16 protein-coding genes are annotated in these 19,431 nt (G+C 68.5%); 3 read left to right on the plus strand and 13 right to left on the minus strand.

Going from position 1 to position 19,431, the window contains the following annotated elements:
* Positions 1–148 precede the first annotated feature (148 nt).
* Positions 149–1,501 carry a choice-of-anchor L domain-containing protein gene (locus C5B97_RS17905; protein ID WP_181026928.1) on the minus strand — a complete coding sequence of 451 codons (1,353 nt, stop codon included), beginning with the start codon at positions 1,499–1,501 and terminating at the stop codon, positions 149–151.
* A gap of 219 nt (positions 1,502–1,720) precedes the next feature.
* On the opposite strand from C5B97_RS17905, the gene C5B97_RS06465 reads away from it, so the two are divergent.
* Complete coding sequence (locus tag C5B97_RS06465) at positions 1,721–2,497, plus strand: GntR family transcriptional regulator (RefSeq protein ID WP_104252487.1); 777 nt, start codon at positions 1,721–1,723, stop codon at positions 2,495–2,497.
* Between the two features lie 204 nt (positions 2,498–2,701).
* Here the strand turns inward: C5B97_RS06465 and C5B97_RS06470 are convergent, their stop codons facing one another.
* The 3 genes from C5B97_RS06470 to C5B97_RS06480 all read right to left on the minus strand — a co-directional run bounded on the left by C5B97_RS06470 (position 2,702) and on the right by C5B97_RS06480 (position 5,510).
* Positions 2,702–3,109 (minus strand): tautomerase family protein, encoded by a 408-nt coding sequence (locus C5B97_RS06470; RefSeq protein ID WP_104311289.1) that lies wholly within the window; start codon positions 3,107–3,109, stop codon positions 2,702–2,704.
* Between the two features lie 186 nt (positions 3,110–3,295).
* The gene (locus tag C5B97_RS06475) at positions 3,296–4,300 is read right to left on the minus strand and encodes a sugar phosphate isomerase/epimerase (RefSeq protein ID WP_104311290.1); all 1,005 of its coding nucleotides are present in this window, start codon (positions 4,298–4,300) and stop codon (positions 3,296–3,298) included.
* A gap of 1 nt (position 4,301) precedes the next feature.
* A complete protein-coding gene (locus C5B97_RS06480; RefSeq protein WP_104311291.1) occupies positions 4,302–5,510 on the minus strand; it encodes a Gfo/Idh/MocA family protein in 1,209 nt (402 codons plus the stop codon).
* Positions 5,511–5,639: 129 nt separating this feature from the next.
* Between C5B97_RS06480 and C5B97_RS06485 the strand changes: the two genes are divergently transcribed.
* Positions 5,640–6,674, plus strand: a complete 1,035-nt coding sequence (locus tag C5B97_RS06485) for a LacI family DNA-binding transcriptional regulator (protein ID WP_104311292.1) — start codon at positions 5,640–5,642, stop codon at positions 6,672–6,674.
* 27 nt (positions 6,675–6,701) lie between these two features.
* Here the strand turns inward: C5B97_RS06485 and C5B97_RS06490 are convergent, their stop codons facing one another.
* Positions 6,702–7,928: a galactokinase family protein gene (locus C5B97_RS06490; RefSeq protein ID WP_104311293.1), complete on the minus strand. Its 1,227-nt coding sequence runs from the start codon at positions 7,926–7,928 to the stop codon at positions 6,702–6,704.
* Between the two features lie 353 nt (positions 7,929–8,281).
* Here C5B97_RS06490 and C5B97_RS06495 point away from each other — a divergent pair, with 353 nt between their 5' ends.
* On the plus strand, positions 8,282–9,823 hold the full coding sequence (locus C5B97_RS06495; protein ID WP_104311294.1) for a DEAD/DEAH box helicase: 1,542 nt from the start codon (positions 8,282–8,284) through the stop codon (positions 9,821–9,823).
* A 203-nt stretch (positions 9,824–10,026) separates the two neighbouring features.
* Here the strand turns inward: C5B97_RS06495 and C5B97_RS06500 are convergent, their stop codons facing one another.
* From C5B97_RS06500 to iolB, 8 genes are all read right to left on the minus strand, one after another.
* On the minus strand, positions 10,027–10,698 hold the full coding sequence (locus C5B97_RS06500) for a GntR family transcriptional regulator (protein WP_104311295.1): 672 nt from the start codon (positions 10,696–10,698) through the stop codon (positions 10,027–10,029).
* Positions 10,695–11,729 (minus strand): DMT family transporter, encoded by a 1,035-nt coding sequence (locus C5B97_RS06505; protein ID WP_104311296.1) that lies wholly within the window; start codon positions 11,727–11,729, stop codon positions 10,695–10,697. Before C5B97_RS06505 ends, C5B97_RS06500 begins: the two co-directional genes overlap by 4 nt.
* A 104-nt stretch (positions 11,730–11,833) precedes the next feature.
* Positions 11,834–13,285 carry a sugar porter family MFS transporter gene (locus tag C5B97_RS06510; protein WP_104311297.1) on the minus strand — a complete coding sequence of 484 codons (1,452 nt, stop codon included), beginning with the start codon at positions 13,283–13,285 and terminating at the stop codon, positions 11,834–11,836.
* Positions 13,286–13,464: 179 nt separating this feature from the next.
* Positions 13,465–14,337 (minus strand): sugar phosphate isomerase/epimerase, encoded by an 873-nt coding sequence (locus C5B97_RS06515; RefSeq protein ID WP_104311298.1) that lies wholly within the window; start codon positions 14,335–14,337, stop codon positions 13,465–13,467.
* A 12-nt stretch (positions 14,338–14,349) separates the two neighbouring features.
* Positions 14,350–15,372 (minus strand): Gfo/Idh/MocA family protein, encoded by a 1,023-nt coding sequence (locus C5B97_RS06520; RefSeq protein ID WP_104311299.1) that lies wholly within the window; start codon positions 15,370–15,372, stop codon positions 14,350–14,352.
* Between the two features lie 27 nt (positions 15,373–15,399).
* On the minus strand, positions 15,400–16,311 hold the full coding sequence (locus C5B97_RS06525; RefSeq protein ID WP_104311300.1) for a sugar phosphate isomerase/epimerase: 912 nt from the start codon (positions 16,309–16,311) through the stop codon (positions 15,400–15,402).
* Between the two features lie 61 nt (positions 16,312–16,372).
* A complete protein-coding gene (gene iolD / locus C5B97_RS06530; RefSeq protein WP_181026929.1) occupies positions 16,373–18,280 on the minus strand; it encodes a 3D-(3,5/4)-trihydroxycyclohexane-1,2-dione acylhydrolase (decyclizing) in 1,908 nt (635 codons plus the stop codon).
* 66 nt (positions 18,281–18,346) lie between these two features.
* Positions 18,347–19,279: a 5-deoxy-glucuronate isomerase gene (gene iolB / locus C5B97_RS06535; RefSeq protein ID WP_104311301.1), complete on the minus strand. Its 933-nt coding sequence runs from the start codon at positions 19,277–19,279 to the stop codon at positions 18,347–18,349.
* Positions 19,280–19,431 lie beyond the last annotated feature (152 nt).

A 19,431-nucleotide genomic window follows, 5' to 3' on the forward strand; every position in this document is an offset into this window, starting at 1 on the left:
CACCTGACGGAGGGGTGCATCCATCTCGGTGGATGTGCCCCTCCGTCGTTGAGCGGGCTCGCTTCGCGCGTCGCCCCGCGGCCGGCAGGACGCACGGAGGGGCGCATCCACTGATGGATGCGCCCCTCCGTGCGTTCGTGCGCTGCCGTTAGTCGGACTTCCTCATGCGGCGTGTGAGGAGCAGCACGGCACCGGCGGCCAGCAGGAGTCCTGCGCCGATCGCCAGCGCGGGGGCGAAGCCTTCAGCACCGGTCGTCGCGAGTCCTCCGCCAGTGGCCGGCGGCGTCGTGTGGGTCGAGGTCGGTGCCGGGGTCCAGGTCGGCGCGGTGGTCGTCGGGACAGGGGGGACGACGGTTGCGGTCGGCGTGGCCGTGCTGGTGGACGTCGGCGTCAGCGTGGTCGTCTCGGTCGGCGTTGGAGTCGGCGTCGTCGTCTCGGTGGGCGTCGGCGTCACGACGACGGGGCTCACCGTGATGGTGACCGTGGCCACCTCGCTGTCGACGGAGCCGTCGTTGGTCGTGAACGTGAAGCTGGTCTCTCCCTCGAAGCCGTCGGCCGGGGTGAAGGTGAGGTCAGCGCCTTCGCCGCTGAGCGTTCCGTTCTCCGGCTGCGTGACGACGGTGTAGGTCAGCGGGTCGCCTTCGGCGTCAGCGCCCGTAAGCGTGATGTCGAGCGGCGTGTCGATGTCTGTGGACAGGTTCTGCGAGGCCGCCGTCGGCGGCGTGTTGGAGCGGAAGCTGCCGGCCTGGATGAGGACCGCCGAGTCGTAGGAGCTGTCACCGCGGTCGGCGATGACGAGCTTGATGTGGTTCGTCTCTCCCTGCTGGACTGGGGCGGAGAGGCCGAGCACCGTCGTGAGCCCGTCGAGGCCAGTGTCGAAGGCGCCGGAGTCCGCGGGGTTGTCCCGGTAGAGCCCCGTGTTGCGCAGGTGGTTGATGTTGTTGATCGCGACGGCGGTGGTGGTGCCATCCGCGTCGAAGGTCGCGTAGTTGGTGCCGTTGACGAAGAAGGCGAAGACGTCGTTGAAGCCCGTGTCGACGAACTCCTGGTACTCCTCGGAGCCGAAGACGTAGGAGAACGCGATGTTGTCCTCGGTGGGGACGAAGTCGAACTCGAGCACAGCGGCATCGCGGGTCGAGCCCTCGACGATGTTGTCGAGGTCCGCATCGCCTGGAAGGCCGTGCGATGTCGTGGTCGACCCGGACTCGTTCGGGCCGAGCAGGGCGCCGTCTTCGCCGGCTGAGCCGGTTGTCAGGGTGACGCCGCTCTCGACGCCGAGGTCCGTGAATCCCGAGTAGCTGCCGGAGGCTTCCGGCGCGCCCGTGTAGGCGACATTCGAGACGGCGGTCTCGTCGCCGACGAGGGAGGCGACCAGATCTTCGGGTGTCTGGGCGGTGAGGTCGGTGACGGTCTGCCCGGGCGAGGCGGCGGCGGTGCCGACTCCGACTCCGAGAAGAAGGACGGATGTTGCCCCTGCGGCGAGGGCGGTGCGGAGTCGCATGTGTTCTCCTGAGGATCTGTGGGTTTCGTGATGCTAAGCCGCTAGTTCGCTGAAAATCAAGAGAATCTTGGGAAACAGGACGGGCTCGTGCGTCCCGGGACCAGAAGGTGTGGCGGATGTGACTCGTGTGAATGCGCGCCACCCCGATGAGCCGCCACTGGTGAGGGCTCGTCGACAGGTACGCTTGTCAGGTCATCAAGTCGTCCGAGGAGTGCGCCATTGAGCAATGAAGCTGCCACAACAGGCGAGGCCCGACTCCCGCTCGGGCTGTTCGTCGGCATCGACCGTTCGAGCCCCGTCCCGCTGTACCACCAGGTGTCGGAGCGCATCGAGAAGGCGATTCGAGACGACACGCTGCCTGCAGGGTCGAAGCTCGAGAACGAGATCTCCCTCGGCCACCGCCTCGGCCTCTCTCGCCCGACGGTGCGCCGAGCGATCCAGGAGCTGGTCGACAAGGGACTCCTCGTCCGACGCCGCGGTGTGGGCACGCAGGTCGTGCACGGGCCCGTCACCCGCAACGTCGAGCTCACGAGCCTGTATGAGGATCTCGAGCGGTCCGCGCAGAAGCCGACGACGACGCTGCTCTCTCGCCGAGTCGAGGCCGCGACGCCCGAGCTCGCCGAGACCCTCGGCATCGAGGTCGGAAGCCCCACCCTGCACATCTCGCGCCTGCGAAGCGCGGATGGGGTCCCCCTTGCCGTGCTCGACAACGTGCTGCCAGAGCCGTTCGTCGAGCTCACCGAGGATGAGCTCATCCAGCACGGGCTCTACCAGCTGCTCCGCGCCCGCGGCGTCACCATGCGCATCGCCAAGCAGCGCATCGGTGCCAGGACCGCGTCTCGCGAGGAGGAGCGCCTTCTTGATCTCTCCGGCGGTGCAGCGGTGCTCACGATGTCCCGCGTCGCGTTCGACGCGACGGGTCGCGCCGTCGAGTACGGGCGGCACTGCTACCGGCCGGACCTCTACACGTTCGAGATCACGCTCGTCGAGCGCTGACCTGCGCTGACCTGCGCTGACGGGCGCTGACAGCGGTGACCTGCGCTGAAGTGGCGGGTTGGTCCTCGTCCGCGGGCCGATGACCACCGCCGGCAGCGCGAGTTCTCCGGGATGCGCGAGAAGACGCTGCCAGCCGATGTGCCTTCCGCACAGGGTGCGGTCGGGCGCATCGGCTGGCAGCGTCTGGCAGTCGTGGGGCCGAGGTCAGGCGCGGTTGGGAACCGCGAGCTCGCCCGTGAGGTACTGGGCGCGGCCGAAGCCGAACGTCCAGTCCTCTGGGCCGTTCTCGACGTAGCCGATGAAGACGTCGTTGCCGTCGACGCCCTGCTCGCCGAGTGCTTCGGCGATGCGAGCGTAGAGCGACTGCTTGGCCTCCGTGGTGCGGCCGCGCTGCGTGAAGATCTGGATCATGACGACGCCGCTTGAGCGGTCGAAGCCCAGTCCGGCGTCCTGGGCGATGATCTGGCCACCCTGGTGCTCGGTGATGATCTGGAACCGGTCGCGAGCGGGGATCCCGTACTCGGCGACGATGGCGTCGTGGATGGCGTCGGCGATGGACGAGATCTGCTCGGGCGTGCGGCCGGCGTTGACGTCGATGCGTACGAGAGGCATGGTGCGGTGTCCTTGAGGTCGAGGGGTGACATTCGTTGTCTGCTCACGAAGTCTACCTTCAAAAGTCCTAATGTCCTAACAAATACCTTCCGGGCTCATGGGACCACGAGGGGCCGCATCCGGATGGATGCGGCCCCGGTGGCCAGGCGCGGAGCTCTCGCAGAAGAGTCGTGCCCAAGACGGAAGTCAGAGCGACGCCTCGAGAGCCGCGTCGGCGTCGAGGAGCACCTTCGCGGCGACCTCGAGTCCCTCGATGCGGCCGAGCGAGGTGTCCTCGTGCTCGATGTTGACCCACATCTCCGGGTCGACCTCGTGCAGGGCGCGGAGGAACTCGGTCCAGAACGCCGTGTCGTGGCCGCGGCCGAGGGCGACGAAGTCCCACGCTGAGTTCTTCGGCCACGCGTTCGCCCACTCGTCGCCACCGAGGTTGGTGCGCGGCTCGTCGGCGGACAGCTTGCGGAACTGGTTGTCCAGCACGCCGTAGATGGCCGCTGCCGGGTTCACGCGAACATCCTTCGCGGCGGCGTGGAAGACCCACTTGCCGAGGTCGCGGACGACGGCCACCGGGTCCATCTGCTGCCAGAAGAGGTGCGAGGCGTCGAGCTCGACGCCGATGTTCGTCGTGCCGGCCCGCTCGATGAGCTCGCGGAAGTTCGCCGGGTTGAAGGCGACGTTCTGCGGGTGCAGCTCGAGCGCCACCTTCACGCCGTGCTCGCCGGCCAGTTCATCGATCTCCGCCCAGAACTTCGCGGCGACGTCCAGCTGGTAGTCGATGACGTCGAGCGCCGCCGAGTTCCAGGCGTTGACCACCCAGTTCACGGTCGTAGCTCCCGGCTCGCCACCGGGGAGGCCGGACATCGTGACGACGCGGTCCTGCCCGAGGCGGGCCGCGAGGCGGATCGACCGGCGGATGTCCTCGGCGTGCTTCTCGCCGATCGCGCGGTCGGGGTGCAGCGGGTTGCCGTTGCAGTTGAGACCCGCGATCGAGACGCCGGTGCCCTCGAACTGAGCCAGGAACGCATCCCGTGCATCATCGCTCTCGAGGATCTCGTCGAAGTTCGGGATGTGGGTTGCCGGGAGGAAGCCGCCCGAGTTGAGCTCGATCCCCGTGAGGCCGAGGTCGGCGATGACCTTGATCGCCTCCGGCAGCGGCCGGTCGTGGAGGATCGCGTTGTAGACGCCGAGACGCATGTCAGGTTCCGATCTTGTGCGTGGTGGTGGGATTGACGCGCACGGCCGAGCCGTTCGCGGCTGCTGATGCGGCGACGGCGTGGAGCAGCTCCATGTTGTGGATGCCTTCTTCGAAGCTGGCGCAGCGGGGGAGCGATTCACTCTCGGGAACGCCGGCGACCTCCTCGAGGAAGGAGCGCGCCTGGTAGGCGAATGCGTCGTTCTGCCCGAAGCCGACACTCGGGGCGTCCATCGCGAGCCCGCCGGCGATGTAGGGGTGCTCCGGTCCGAGGATCACCTGCCGGTACCCGTTCTGGGCCGAGGGGACATCGTTCAGGAAGAGCTCGATCTCGGAGGGGCGACGCTGGTCGTACCTGGCGCCACCGTTCTCGCAGAAGACCTCGAAGATGAGGCTGTTGGCATGGCCGCGAGCCACACGGGAGACCTCGATGGCGCCAGCGCCGTCCGCGAACTTCAGTGAGAACGCGGCGTAGTCGTCGTTCTCGACGGACTCGAAGGTGTCGCTCACGGCCGCGTGGTCGTGACCGAGGACGGCTCCGAGCGGCAGGGGGCGCTCGTGGATGACGGTGCTGAGCGTCCCGCCGCTGACCTCCTGGATCTCACCGCCAAGGAACTCCGCGATGTACGCCATGTGGCTCCCGACATCGGCCAGCGCGCCGCTTCCTGGTGCGCCCTTGAAGCGCCAGCTCATGGGGCCCTGTGGGTCGCAGGCGTAGTCCGTCCAGTAGCGCCCGCTGAAGTGGAGCAGCTTGCCGAGGGTGCCGTCCTGGATGAGCTGGCGGATGTGGGCGATGCCGGGGGATCGGCGGTAGGTGAAGCCCACGCGGGCGATGGAGTCGGCGCGCTCCGCGGCCTCGGCCATGGCGTAGGCGTCCTCGATGGAGTCGCTGAGGGGCTTCTCGCAGAGCACGTGCTTGCCGGCTGCGAGGAGGCCCTCGACGGCCTCTCGGTGCAGGGAGTTCGCGATGACGACGCTCACGACGTCGATGTCGTCGGCGGCCGCGATGGCCTGCCAGGACGAGTCGGTGCGCTCGTAGCCGAAGCGCTTGGCGGCGAGTGCGCCGAACTCCGGGTTGATGTCTCCGATGGAGACGAGGTGGATCTTGGGCAGCGTGGGGCTGTAGAGAGTGGATGCGACGCGGTACGCCGCGGCGTGTGCGCGCCCGGCCATGCCTGCGCCGATGACGGCGACGCCCAGTGAGGTGGACATTGGTTCTCCTGTGGTTCTGCGTGAGCTGGGATGGTGAGCGCAGGCGACCGACGACGGTGTTGGAGCGCTACACTGGAAGGTAGGTCATGAAACAATGTCCTGTCAAACGATCCGAGTTCGGAGTGTCGAATGCCACCCACGTCCCGCCAGAAGCGACCGACGATCTACGACGTCGCTGAGCGCGCCGGAGTCTCCAAGTCACTGGTGTCGCTTGTGCTGCAGAACTCGACCCGAGTCAGCGACGAGAAGCGCGCGGCAGTGCGGACCGCGATCCAGGAACTCGGCTACCTGCCGAGCCGGGCGGCCACGGCGCTCGCGGGGAACCGCACACGCGCGATCGGCGTCATGATCGACGACTTCAGGAACCCCTGGTTCGTCGACCTCCTCGAGGGCATGCAGGAGGTGCTGAACGGGCCCGGCTTCCACGTGACGGTGGCTGACGCGAACCTGAACGCGCACCTCGAGCAGTCCCCGATCAGCGGCTTCCTCGCCGCAGGGGTCGAGGGTCTTGTCATCGGCGGTGACGTGGATGCGGTGCCTGCGAAGGGCTTCCCGGTGCCGACCGTCGTCGCGGGCAACCGGGCGACGGTGCCGGCCGGGGCCGACCTCGTGGCCAACGACGACGAAGCTGGCGCCCGCCTCGCTGTCGAGCACCTGCGGTCACTCGGCCACGCGAGGATCGGGCATGTCACGGGCAGCGGGCGAGCGGCCGAACTCAGGCGCATGGCCTACGAGGCGGCCATGGTCGAGGCGGGGCTCCAGCCGCGCGTCGTCGGAGGCTCTGGTCCCACTGACCAGGACGAAGGGCGACGAGCCTCGCGCGAGCTGCTCGAGAACTGGCCGGAGACCACGGCCGTTTTCGCCGCGAACGACGTCATGGCGCTTGGCGTGCTCGGAACGCTCGACAAGCTCGGGATGCGTGTGCCGGACGACATCTCGATCGTCGGCTACGACGACTCGCACCTCGCGGGCGCCGAGCACCTGTCGCTCACCTCGGTCGACGACCGCAGTGCCGACGTGGGTCGTGTGGCGGCCGAGCTCCTGCTCGCGCGCATCGAAGGGCGCCGTCCGGAGGCCGGAGAGCGAGGCGAGGGAACGCGCAGGCTCATCCAGCCGATCCTCACGGTCCGGGGCTCGACCGCGTCCGCCGACGGCTCCGCCTGAGCTGCGCTCGCGGGCCGATGACGCGGCTCAGCGGTCGCGTCGCGCCCCTGCCTCAGGTTCGAAGGCGAGCACGAGGGGAGCCTCCCAGCCCTGCTCCGCGTACGCGCTCAGCACGCTCTCGCGCAGCTCGTCGACCTTCTCGGCTGGGTGCATCACGAACACGGAGCCGCCGAGGCCCGTGCCGGTCATGCGCGCGCTCGCGGCGCCGAGGTAGGTGGCCAGCTCCACGGTGAAGTCGATGCGCGCGGTCGAGACCTCGAAGTCATCCCGGAGCGACGCTTGCGACGCGGCGAGCAAATGATTGCGTTCCTCGGGCGTCTCGCCCGTGCGCATCAGCTTCGTGAACTCCAGCGTGCGAGCGATCTCGGAGACGACGTGGCGGGCGCGCCTGAAGACGACCTCGTCGAGCTTGTCCGCAGCCGCGTCGAGTTCAGCAGGTCGCACCTCGCGCAGCGTCTGGCAGCCGAGCGCCTCGGCAGCCCTGGCGCAGTCCTCGGCCCTCGATGCGAACTCCGCCGACCAGTTGCGGTGCGATTCCCGCGTGTCGATGAGCACGCGGACCAGGCCGGACTCGGCTGGTCGCGGCGCGGGAAGGATGGAGACGTCGGACCCGCGCGCGTCGAAGAAGACGTCCTCATCGCTGCGCGCGGCGTGCACGGTGATGTGATCGCTCAGGCCGCCGGGCGCGCCGACGATGTCGGCCTCGGTCTGTCGGCCGATCTCCGCGAGCTCCTCGACGTTCATGCCGAGGCCCCAGAAGTCGTTGAGGGCCGTGCTGATGGTGGCGCACACGGAGGCGGAGGAGGCGAGGCCAGCCCCGATGGGCACGTCCGTCGTCAGGAAGATGTCGAGGCCGGTGCCCAGAAAGAAGGGCACCCCGGGGTCCGTCTCGTCGTCGTCGCCGCGAGTGCCTTCCGGCGGGTTCTCGCGAGCGAAGCGCAGCATGCTCGAGACCGCTCCGAGCGGGTACGCGCGCCAATCCTTGGTGGGGATCTCCGAGGAGATCGACCGCAGGTCGGTCACAGCTTCCTCGGTGGAGAGATCGGTGACGATGCGGATGCGGCCGTCGTCACGCGGCGCGATCGCCGCGCTCGAGCGGAGGGGGATGGCGCACCCGTAGCCGACGCCATCCTGCAGGTCGGTGTGGTCGCCCATGATGCTGACGCGACCCGGCGCGGACCAGACTCCGAGGGGTTCGCGCTCGAAGGCGGCCCGAAAGCCCTCACAGACGATCGTCGTCAGGTCTCTGCTCATCTCGTCACCGTTTCTCAGGCATGGGCGAATGGGCGTCCGCCCCTGTGCATGCGCAGGCCGATTCTAATAACTGCGTCCTGAACGAGTGCCGAAACTCCAGCGGACGAGCCGCGCATCCTACGGAACGGGCCTTCCATCTGGTCGGGACTGGTCTCGCGTGCTAGAGTCGGACCTTCGTGGGTCCTATTTCCCACAATCGTCGTACCGTTTGTTGTTCGAGGGCACCTTTCCTGCCTCGGCACGATTTCACGAGTTGCGGCGAACGGGCACATTCGCCCGCATCATCGCCGCAAGAGCGCAGCACTCGAGTGTTGTGCGTTCTCTGCGTGCTGATTGAAAGGCAAGACCTCCATATGACGGAAACAACCTCAACTTTCGCCGAGCTCGGCGTCCCCAAGTCCCTCGTGAGCGTGCTCGATGCAGCAGGCAAGCGCGAAGCCTTCCCCATCCAGCAGTCCACACTCCCGAGCACCCTCGCAGGCCGCGACGTCCTCGGCCGTGGCAAGACAGGCTCCGGCAAGACGCTCGCGTTCGCGATCCCGCTCGTCGCCCGCCTCGCCGGTGCCGTGTCCGGTGGCAAGCGCCGCCCGGGCCGTCCGCTCGGCCTCGTGCTGCTTCCCACCCGCGAGCTCGCAACCCAGGTCGCAGCGGTCATCGAGCCGCTCGCCAAGGCCGCAGGCCTCACCGTGACCACCGTCTTCGGCGGCGTCTCGCAGCGCCCGCAGGAGACCGCGTTCCGCAACGGCGTCGACATCGTCGTGGCCTGCCCCGGACGCCTCGACGACCTCATGAAGCAGCGCATCGTGAACCTCGACGCCGTCGAGGTCACCGTGCTCGACGAGGCCGACCACATGGCCGACCTGGGCTTCCTGCCCGTCGTCACGCGCATCATGAACGCCACGCCGCAGAGCGGGCAGCGCCTCCTCTTCTCCGCCACGCTCGACAACGGCGTGGACAAGCTCGTCAAGAAGTTCCTCAACGACCCGATCCTCCACTCGGTGGACGAGTCGAACTCGCACGTCGCCGCCATGACGCACCACGTCTACGAGACGGAGACGCCCGAGGCGAAGACGGCGCTCGTGCACGCCCTCGCCAGTGGCAAGGGCCGCCGCATCATGTTCATGCGCACCAAGCACCAGGCGAAGAAGCTCGCCAAGCAGCTGACCGCTGCCGGCATCCCGGCCGTCGACCTGCACGGCAACCTCTCGCAGAACGCCCGCGACCGCAACCTCGCGGCGTTCTCCGGCGGCGAGGTCAACGTGCTCGTCGCGACCGACGTCGCCGCACGCGGCGTGCACGTCGACGCCATCGAGCTCGTCGTCCACGTCGACCCGCCGGCAGAGCACAAGGCGTACCTGCACCGCTCCGGCCGCACGGCACGCGCGGGCTCCGAGGGCGACGTCGTCACCCTCATGCTCCCGAGCCAGCGCAAGGACACGGAGATGCTGCTCCGTCGCGCGAAGATCGGCGTGACCCCGCAGCGCGCCAACGTCAACTCGCCGTTCGTGGCCGAGCTCGTCGGCGAAGTCGCCCCGACCGTGCGCCCCGTTCCGGGTGGACCGGGATCCGGCAACGTCGAGGTCAGCCAGGGCCGCGGCACCTCGCAGGGAGCGAACGCGCGCCGCAAGCGCGACAACGCCTCCTCGCGTGGTGGCGCATCGCGTGGCGGATCGAGCACCGGCGGTGGCCGTGGCCGCGGCGGGTCCTCATCGCAGACCTCCTCCGCGTCGTCCGCGTCGCGCCCCGCGCGCGCGCAGGGTGGAGAGGGTGCAGCCCAGGGCCAGCGCCGCGGCGAGGGTCGCCCGCGCCGCGCAGGCACCACCTCCGCAGCGGCTCCGTCGCGCGGTGGCGGCGAGCGCGGCTCGCGTCGCGCCAGCTGGTCCTCCGGGCAGTAGTCAGCGCCAGACGCACAGCATCCCCGAACGGGCGGCCCGAGCAATCGGTCCGCCCGTTCGTGCTCTGCCCGCGCCGCTCGCCGGTCTGCCCGCATTCGGAGTCCATCCACGTGGGAGATGCGGCTTTGATCGCGCAGGAAGCGGCAGCTCTCGTCTGGATGTGTGGATGCCACGGGCGCTGCGCAGGCAGGCGCTGAGTCGGCTCAGGCGGGGGAGTCGCTCACCAGGTGGGCGGTGAGGGCGTCGAGGTGGGCTCGCACGGCGGCCGCGCCGTCGTGCTCGAGCAGGGTGAGGTAGGCCTCGTGGTCGTCGGCCAGCCCCGTGGCCTCGTAGTGCTCGTGCGCTCCCGCCAGCAGCAGGCGGACCTCGCTCTCGAGTGATCGCGAGGCCTCGCTGATCCGGGGACTCCCGGCCGCGTCGACGATGGCCTGGTGCACGGCGGCGTGCGCCGCCTCGAGCAGGCGCCAGGACTGCGCATCGCTCGCCTCGATCTCCCGCAATCGGGCGATCTTCGACTGGATCGGCTGCCGCACGGCCAGCGGCCACCCGCCTGCGTGCCTCGAGTTCAGGATGCGCACGGCCTCGGATTCGAGCGCGCAGCGCAGATCCTGCATGGCCCTGATCTCCGCGTCGTCGAGCTTCGTGACCTCGACCCCCTTGTAGGGAGCGGAGTGGACAAGCCGTTCCGCGGCCAGCGCGGCGAGGGCCGTGCGCACCGTGTGCCGCGACAGTCCGAACTCGTCCGCGAGGTGCTCCTCGCGCAGCGACTGGCCGCGGGCGTAGCTGCCCTCGAGGATGCGCTCGCGAAGCGTCGTGGCGAGCTTCGAGGCGGCGGTCAGTCGTGGCGTTGCGTCAGGCGCTCCAGCACGCGTCATCGCTGCTGCCGCTCCGCCGAATCTGCGTCCGGATGGATGCCAGCCGCAGCCGTGCCCGTTGTCGCGCCGTTCACGGCGAGTCTCATCTTCGTCGCAGGTGAGAACCGCTGGAAGGCAGCGGTGGACCCCAGCACCAGCACCACGATTCCCGCCGCGAGCACGATGAGGCCGAGGGCTTCGAGGCCCGCGAGCTGCTCGCGAAGCACGAGGAGCCCCAGGATGCTCGCGGTCAGCGGCTCCGCGAGCGTCAGTGTCGAGACGGTCGCTGCCTGCAGCTTCGCGAGGCCAGCCCCGAAGCACAGGTAGGCGATGGTCGTCGTGACGACACCGAGCCAGGCCGCGGTCGCGAGCCCGGCCGGCGTGAGCATCCACTCGGCCCCGCTCGCGAGGAGCAGGGGAACGCTGACGATGCCGGCGACACCGAAGACGACGCCCATGGTGCCGTCGGCGCTCCAGCCTCGGTTCATGAGCGCCTTCGCCGAGAGCGTGTAGACGCTGTAGCTCGCGCCGGCACCGATCGACGCCGCGATCCCGGCGAGGTTCGCTCCGCCCGCGTCTCCTGCGCCAGCCGCCGCGATGAGCGCGACGCCGAGGACGGCGATCGCGGTCGCGACGCCCCAGCTCAGTCCGGGAAAGCGGCGTTCGAGCGCCCACTGCAGCAGTCCCGTGAGGACCGGTGCTGATCCGAGCGCGAGGACGGTGCCGACTGCCACGCCGCTGCCTGCCGTGCCCGCGAAGAACAGCGGCTGGTAGAGGAGCACACCGAGCGCTCCCAGGGAGATCAGACCGAGATGGGCACGATTCGGTCGGCGGAGCCGGGCTGCGTCCGGCGTGAACTTCGCGGTTGTTCCGCGGGCTCCGCGGCGATGCCGCACGGCGAACAGCGCCCAGGCGCCGAGGAGCGTCCCGCCGATGGCGAGACGGGCGGAGCCCAGCGAGAACGCGCTCACCTCCGGCGCGCCGAGCGCCTGCGCCGTCCCGGTCGTGCCGAAGCAGACGGCGGCGAGGAGGACGAGGAGGAGAGGCACCACGAACAGATTGTTACACAATCCGTCGTGCGCGTGGGGTGCATCCGAAGACGAGTGATGGGCCCGGCCAGAACGGCCGAGCCCATCGCTCATTGCTGCAGAGGGGGTTACTTCTTCGCGGTCGGAAGGAAGATCGCGCCGGTCGTGACGCCCTCATCCAGTGACTCGAGCGTGCGGCCGCGGGTCTCCGGGATCTGCGTTGCGACGAAGATGAGCGCGACCACGTTCAGCGCGCCGAACAGGAAGAAGGTTCCAGTGATGCCCATTCCGTCGACGAGCGAGGGGAAGTACAGCGAGAGGAAGCCGTTCGCGACCCAGAGGAAGAAGATCGAGACGCCCATGCCGATGCCGCGCATGTGCAGCGGGAAGACCTCGGAGAGGTAGACCCAGACGGCCACGTTGAGGAACGTCTGCATCGACCCGACGAATGCGACGACGAGGAACAGGATGACCCAGGGGCGCAGCGGGTTGCCGACCTCGAGGAGCATCGAAGACAGGCCGATGAGCAGGTGGCAGATCGTCGTCAGCGTGAAGCCGATGATGAACGTCTTGCGGCGGTCGAACTTGTCCATGTAGGAGAGCGCGATGAATGCACCGACCACGGCGATGACGCCTGGCGCGATGTTGGCGATGAGGGCCGCGCTCGAGTCGAAGCCGGACTCGATGAGCACGATCTGGCCGTAGTACATGATCGAGTTGATGCCCGTGAGCTGCTGGGCGACACCGAGTCCGATGCCGACGAGCAGGATGCGCAGGAGCCACTTGTTCTTGAGGATGGCTGCGAAGCCGACCTGCTTCTCCTGGCCCTCTTCCAGCGCGACCTTCTCGACCTGTGCGAGCTCAGCTTCGGCGCGCTCGGGTGAGCGGACGGTCTTGAGCACCTCGAGCGCCTCGGCGTCGCGGCCCTTCTCGACGAGCCAGCGGGGTGATTCCGGCATGCGCAGCATGCCGAAGAAGAGGCAGATGGCCGGGATGGCGCAGATGGCGAACATGATGCGCCAGACGCCGTCGAGGTGTCCGAGCGTGTTGCCGAGGATGGCGTTGATGATGAACGCGGAGAGCTGTCCGATGACGATGGCGGCTTCGTTGCGGCCTGAGATCGACCCGCGGATCTCGTAGGGTGCCAGCTCGGCCAAGAAGACCGGGACGACCGTGGACGCTCCGCCGACGGCAAGACCGAGGAGGATGCGGCCGACGACGAGCACCTCGAAGTTCGGGGTGAAGACGACGACGAGCGTGCCGAGGAAGAAGAGCACGGCGAGCATGATGATGGTCTTGCGGCGGCCCCAGCCGTCGGAGAGGCGGCCGCAGAAGATGGCGCCGATGGCGGCCGCGAAGACGAGCGAGCTCGTGACGACGCCTTCGGTGAGCGGCGTCAGACCGAGCTCCTCGGTCATGGGGTTCAGGGCGCCGTTGATGACACCGGTGTCGTAGCCGAAGAGGAGACCGCCGAAGCACGCGACGATCGAGATCAGCCCGAGCCGCGAACGGTGCGGCCCAGCTGTGAGGGGCGGAAGTGATTTCTCGGCGGTGTTGCCCGCCGGATGCGATGAGGCCATTTGGACGTCCTTGTCGTGGATGCTGCGAGGTGGAGCAAGGTTGTGCGGTGCTGCTGGCGCGTCTTCTGCGAACGCGTGTCTTGATGGTAACCGAAGAATGACGTGATGTGAATATGTCCTGACAAATTCGTCGGGAGTGACAATGGCCCCGCAGCTCAGAGCTGCGGGGCCACACGGCGTCAGGAGGAGGCGACAAGCTCCCGGATCTTCTCGAGCTGGAACTTCGAGACCTCGTCGGCCCGCTCGTCCTCTGCGAAGACGTTCGAGACGATCAGCGCGTCCGGGCGGTCGAGGTACCCGACCTGCTTCAGCGTCGCGAAGAGCTCCGCGAAGTCGACGTCGCCGTCGCCGATGCGGAGGTGCTGGTGGATGCGCGCCTCGTTCCCTGGAGGGTTCGAGATGTAGCGCAGGCCGTGCGAACGGTGGTGGTCGAACGTGTCCGCCGTATAGACGGCGCCGAGCCGCTCACCCAGTTCGGGGAGCAGCGTCCTCGCCCGGTCGCCGTAGTGGAAGGTGTGCGAGGCGACGTAGACGAAGCCCACGTTCTTGCTGTTCAGACCGCGGATGACGCGCCACCCCTCGAGCCCGTCCTCGACGAAGTCGTTGGGGTGCGGGTCGATGTTGAGCTGGATGCCCTCGCGCTCGAGGATCGGCAGCAGCGTCTCCATCGAGCGGTGGAAGGCGTCCTCCGACTCGTTGAACTGGGAGGGCTCTCCGCTGAACTCCGTGTTGATCACGGGGATCTCGAGCAGCGACGCCAACTCGATGACCCGCGTGAAGTTGCGGACCGCCGCGAGGCGGCCGGCTTCCTCCGGCCCCGAGATGCGCTGCACCGGCAGGATGGCGGGGATCTTGACCCCTGCATCCGCCGCCCGCTTCTTGAACTTCAGCGCGTACGCGTCGTCGGCCGACGGGTGGCGGAAGAACCAGGAGAAGTCGGGGTGGGGCGTGATCTGCAGGTGCTCGTAGCCGAGGCGGGCTGCGATGTCCGGGAACTCGAGGAAGCCGGCCTCGTGGTGGAACGGCGTCGGGTCCAGTGCGATGCGAACCATGGGGGTCTCTCCTCACGCCTTGTCGTAGAACGCGGGGCGCTCGACCTGCTGGACCTCGACGATGCCACCGTCGAACGCCTTCACGCCGGCCTCGCAGGCGAGCGCGACGCGGTAGCCGTGCCACGCGTCCGGGCCGTCGATGGTTCCGCGGGCGACCGCATCCACCCAGCGCTGGATCTGCACGTCGTAGGCGGCCGCGAAGCGGGTCACGAACGAGCGGTGCTCCTCCTTCGCGAACGAGCCGTCCGACCAGGTCTGCACTCCGTTGGCCTGGCCGATGCGGGCGAGCCCGTTCGAGAACACTGCCTCGGTCGCGACCTGGTAGCCGAACTTGATGCTGACGTTCATCTCGACGTCGACGAGGATGCCGTTCTCGAGCTCCATGAGCACGAGGATCGGCTCGCGGAGGCGCTCGGGCGAGTTCGGGTTGCGACGCATGTACTTGATCTCGATGCTGCGGATCTCGCTGCCCGCGAGCCACGGGATGACATCGAGTTCGTGCACGACCGAGTCGTTGATGAGCATGTCCTGCGTGTACGTCTCGGGCACGTCGGGGTTGCGGTGCACGGCGCGCAGCGCGAGCAGCTCGCCTGCCTCGCCCGAGGCGATGATCTCGCGCAGGCGGGCGTACTCGGCGTCGAAGCGGCGCATGAAGCCGAGCTGGATGAGCGGTCGGTCTGACGCGGCCATCTCGGCCTCGACGACGCGCAGGGACGACGCGGAGTCTGCCGTCAGCGGCTTCTCGCACAGGATGGGGAGCTTCGCCGCGAGGGCGGGCAGGAGCACGGGCTCGTGGAACTTGCCTGGCGTCGCGATGACCACCGCGTCGACGGCGTTCGCCGCGATGGCGTCCTCGATGCTCGTGAACCACTGCGCGCCCGGCGCGTTCTGCAGGGCCGCGGTGCCGCGTCCCTCGTCCGGCTCGATGACGGCCGAGACGATGGCACCGCTGATGCGCTTCGTGATGCGGGCGATGTGGTCTGCGCCCATGAGGCCGGCGCCGACGACGCCGACGCGGAGGTCAGTTGAAGTCATGTCGATGGTTCCTGTTCTTCTCTGGCGCTACTTCGCGCGGGCTGCCGGCGTGGAGCCGCAGATGTGCTTGAGCGTGCGCTCGGCGATCGGGTACGGGCGGTCGGCCGAGCAGCCGAACATGTCCTGCTCGACGATGCCGAAGATGTTCAGGTCGATCTCGGCGGCACGGGCCACGATGGGGCCGAGCTCCGGGATGCCGTTCGGCGGCTCGACCATGATCATGTCGGCTGCGGCCTCGGCCCACGGAACATCGTTCTTGAGGACGTCGAACAGGCGGTCAGGATCAACCTGCTTGAGGTGCAGGTAGCCGATGCGCTCGGGGTAGGCGTTCATGAGGCGCAGGCTGTCGCCGCCGTAGTACGAGAAGTGACCCGTGTCGAGGCAGAGGTTCGTGTACCGAGCGTCGGTCTCGGTGAGCAGGCGCTCGACCTCGCGGTACGTGCCGACGTGGCTGTCGGCGTGCGAGTGGAACTGCTGCTTGACGCCGTACTCCTCGAGGAGTGCCTTGCCGAGGCGGTCATGGCCGGCCGCGAGGCGCGTCCACTGCTCGGCGTCGAGCGTGCGGGGCTCCTTCGCCTGGCCCGTGATGTCGTCACGCCACATGTCGGGGATCGTCACGAGGTGCTCGGCGCCGAGCTTCGAGGCGAGCCCCGCGACGGCGATGGCCTGGTCCCAGGCGCGCTGCCACTGGCTCTCGTCCTCGTTGTGGAAACCCGTGAAGACGGTTCCGGCCGAGAGCTTCAGGCCGCGCGACTCGAGTTCGTCGGAGAGCTGGTTGGGGTCGGTGGGGAGGTAGCCGTACGGGCCGAGCTCAATCCACGTGTAACCGGCCTTGACGACCTCGTCGAGGAAGGTCTGCCACGGGATCTGGCCCGGGTGATCGGGGAGCCAGATGCCCCAGGAGTCAGGTGCGGTTCCGATTCGGATGCTCTGCGACATCGTCGTCTGCTTTCTGTTGAGGGTCGTTCGGGGAGGTCGAGAAGAGGGTGTTGTCGTGGCGTCAGCCGAGGAGCGGCCGCTGGGCGGCCTTCTGCTCCTTGTAGGCCTCGAGCGCGCTCTTCGTGGAGTCGAGCGTGGAGGTCTCGGCGACCGGCACATCCCACCATCCTTCGCCGTCGGGGGCGTAGAGGAGCGGGTTGCTGTTGATGTGGATGAGGGTCGAGGTGTCAGATGCCTTCGCCGCGGCCATGGCGTCGCGCAGGTCGCTGATGGCGTTGGCGCTCGGCTCGATCTCGATCGTGGTGATGCCGTAGCTGCGCGCGTTGGCGGCGAGGTCGACGGGGAGGATCTCGTCGCCCTGGAAGTTCGAGCCGGCCTCGTCGAAGGCGCGGTACCAGGTGCCGAAGCGCTCGGAGCCGACCGTCTCGGAGAGGTGGCCGATGGAGGCGTAGCCGTGGTTCTGGATGAGCACGACGATGATCTTGATGCCCTCGGCGACGGCAGTCACGAGCTCGGTGTGGAGCATGAGGTACGAGCCGTCGCCGACCATGACGATCACGTCGCGGTCGGGAGCCGCGCGGTGCACGCCCATGCCGCCTGCGATCTCGTAGCCCATGCAGGAGAACGCGTACTCGACGTGGTAGCCGAGCGGGTCGCGCACGCGCCAGAGCTTGTGCAGGTCGCCCGGCAGGGAGCCGGCGGCCTGGACGACGACGTCGCGCGGGTCGCTTGCGCCCTGCACAGCGCCGATGATCTCGGGCTGGCCCGGCAGCTCGAGGCCGCTCGGCTCGAACGCGGCGTCGACGGCCGCATCCCACCCGCTCTTCTCGGCGGCGATCTGCCGCGAGTAGTCGTCGCTCACGCGGAACCCGGAGAGGGCGCCGATGAGCTTCACGAGCGTCTCGCGCGCATCCGCCACGACGGGCAGCTGCGAGCCGTGCTTGTAGGCGTCGAAGGCGGCCACGTTGATGTTGACGAAGCGCACGCCGTCGTTCTGGAACACCGTGCGGCTCGCCGTCGTGAAGTCGCTGTAGCGCGTGCCGATGCCGATGACGACGTCGGCCTGCGCCGCGAGGCGGTTCGCGGCGGTCGTGCCGGTGGCTCCGATGCCGCCGAGGTACTGCGGGTGGTCCCAGTCGAGGGACCCGCCGCCTGCCTGGCTCGTGCCGACCGGGATGCCGGTGGCCTCGACGAACGCGCGCAGCTCGTCCTCAGCTCCCGAGTAGATGACGCCGCCGCCCGCGACGATGATCGGGTTCTTCGCGTTCTTGATCGCCTCGACAGCACGGGCGAGCGGACCGGCCTCGGGGAGGGGACGGCGGATGTGCCACTCGCGCTCCTCGAGGAAGGCGAGCGGCACGTCGATGAGCTCGGCCTGGACGTCCTCCGGCAGCGCGATCGTCACGGCACCCGTCTCGGCAGGGTCGGTGAGGACGCGCATGGCGGCGAGTGCGATCGAGAACAGCTGCTCGGGGCGCTGCACGCGGTCGAAGAAGCGGGAGAGGGGACGGAACGCATCCGTCACCTGGATGCCCGTGTCGTGCGGGAACTCGAGCTGCTGCAGCACGGGGTCGGAGACGCGCGTCGCGAAGGTGTCGCTCGGCAGGAGCAGTGCCGGCAGGCGGTTGGCCGTCGCGAGGGCGGCACCCGTGAGCATGTTGGCGGCGCCCGGTCCGACGGATGCGGCGCTCGCGTACGTCGCGCGGCGGCGGCGCATGCGCGCGTAACCCACCGACTGGTGCACCATCGCCTGCTCGTTGCGCGCCTGGAAGTACGGCATGAGGCTCGGGTCTTCGACGTTGGCCTGCTTGAGCGCCTGGCCGATGCCGGCGACATTGCCGTGGCCGAAGATCCCGAACATGCCGGGGATCGTGCGCTCGCGCACGTCGCCGTCGACGGTGTACTGCTTGCCGAGGAACTCGACGAGCGCCTGGCCGACGGTCATTCGCTTGGTTGACATCTGCGTCATCTTTCTGCGTTGGTACTGAGCTGGTGCTGGTGCTGGTGCTAATGCTGGTGCGTTGGAAGCGCGGCGTTACTGCTGGGGGCCGTAGGGGAGGCGGGAGTCGAACTCCTGGGAGGTCCACTGCTCGCGCACCCAGCCGTGGGCCGGGTCGTCGCTGATGAGCCATTCGCGCGCCTCATCTGGGCCGGCCATGACGTTGAGGTAGTACAGGTCGTAGCCTGGGGCCGCGACGGCGGGGCCGTGGTAGCCGAACGGGACCAGCGCGATGTCCCCCGTGCGCACGATCTCGTTGATGGAGATCTCGCCCGCTGGCGACGTGTAGGTCGCGAACATGCCGAAGGCGTCAGCGCCCTCGGGGACCGTCGCGTTCTTGGTGGGCTCGCTCTCGAAGTAGTAGATCTCCTCGAGGCGGCTCTCGTGGCCCGGGTGGTGCTCGTCGTGCTTGTGGGGCGGGTACGACGACCAGTTCTCGGCCGGTGTGATGACCTCGCACACGATGAGCTTGGCGGCCTGCAGCGAGCCGGGGATGCCGAAGTTCTGCACCTGCCGGCTCGAGCGGCCGGCGCCGCGCAGCTCGACCGGCACGTCGCCCTTGCGGAGCACCTGGAACGGGAAGACCTGGGTCGTCGGCGCCTCGGCGACGGCGACCCTGCCGTTCCCCGTGACGACGGCACTGGTGCCGACGGGCAGGTAGGCGACGTCTGCCGGACCGTCGAAGACCGAGGGGCGGCCCTCGAGCTCGACGGATGCGGGCGCATCCGCCCCGTCGAGCTCGAGGGCCGCGTCTCCGCGGAGGGGGATGACCATTCGCTCAATGTCGCCTGCGGGCAGCTCGAGGCGCACACCATCGGAGAGGTCTGCGACTCGGATGCCCGTGTGTTCCCAGCCGGGGAGCGTCGCATCGACGACGCTCTCCCAGCCGTCTCGCGAGAGGGCTCCGCGGGCCCTGAACCAGGTGTTCTCTGCTGTGTCCCTGGGGGAAGCTGCTGCGTGTGAGGACATTGCTCGTGAGTCTTTCTAGGTGCGAATGGTCTGGCTAGCCGGTGGAGGCTAGTCGTTCTGGGCTGCTCAGTCGTTCTCGGGGAAGCCGAGGTTGATGCCGCCGTGCTTGGCGGGGTCGAGCCAGCGGCTGGTGACGGCTTTCTCGCGGGTGT

It is taken from the genome of Pseudoclavibacter sp. RFBB5, assembly GCF_002931555.1.
Taxonomy (GTDB): Bacteria; Actinomycetota; Actinomycetes; order Actinomycetales; family Microbacteriaceae; genus Pseudoclavibacter.